Annotated in this window: 1 protein-coding gene; it reads left to right on the forward strand. The window is 60.9% G+C overall.

Annotated elements, in window-relative coordinates; genetic code table 11:
* Nucleotides 1–834: histidine kinase (locus tag NW819_RS10190; RefSeq protein WP_414413668.1), on the forward strand; the 834-nt coding region annotated here is incomplete at its 5' end.
* Between the last annotated feature and the right edge of the window lie 43 nt (nt 835–877).

The raw sequence follows: 877 nt of genomic DNA on the forward strand, positions 1-877 counted from the left end.
CCTACGGTCCGCTTCCGCGAACAAGAGGGGGCAGGACGGCATCCCACCTCCCCTCCAACCACTGAGGCACTGTTGCAAATGTCGGAAGAGGTGTTTTTGCTGCGGCAGGAGCGGGCCCAATTGCGGGAGCAGTTGGACTTCAAAGATCGCGTTCTGGCCATGCTGGTGCATGATTTGCGCAGTCCCCTGACGGCCACGGCTCTGGCGGTCGAAACCCTGCAGCAGGGGCGCGAGGGATCCCTGGACAAAGCGCTGGAACGGCAGTTGTTCGACCATGCCCGCCAGCAACTGCGCAAGATGGACAGCATGATCACCGATATCCTGGAGTCGGCCCGTGGCGCTGCCTCGGAGCTGAGGATTCGAGCCGTAGAAACCCAGTTGCCCGGCTTGTGTCAGGCGGTGATCGAGGAGCTATGGCCGCGCATTCAAGGCAAGCGGCTGCAGTTTCAAGCGGATATTCCCGTGGATCTGCCCTCTGTTCACGTGGATCCCGACAAGATCCGCCAAGTTCTGTTCAACCTGCTGGACAACGCCATCAAGTACACCCCCGCCGGGGGATCCATCCGCCTCGATGTCCTCCATCGCACCAGCCAAAAGGTGCAGGTGACCGTCAGCGATACTGGCCCTGGGATCCCGGAAGCCGACCAAGAGAGCATCTTCTCCGATTCTGTCCGTCTGTCCCGGGATCAACAGCAGGAGGGCTATGGCATCGGCCTTTCCCTCTGCCGACGGATCGTGCGCGCTCACTACGGCCAGATTTGGGTGGAGTCTTCCTTGGGCAAAGGCAGCAGCTTTCATTTCACTTTGCCCGTGTATCGGCTCTGCAAGGGCTAGCCGGGAGCTGGCTCCCCATGGGTGTAAACTACCCGACCCTGAC

The organism is Synechococcus sp. R8-2, assembly GCF_047461715.1.
GTDB lineage: Bacteria > Cyanobacteriota > Cyanobacteriia > Thermostichales > Thermostichaceae > Thermostichus.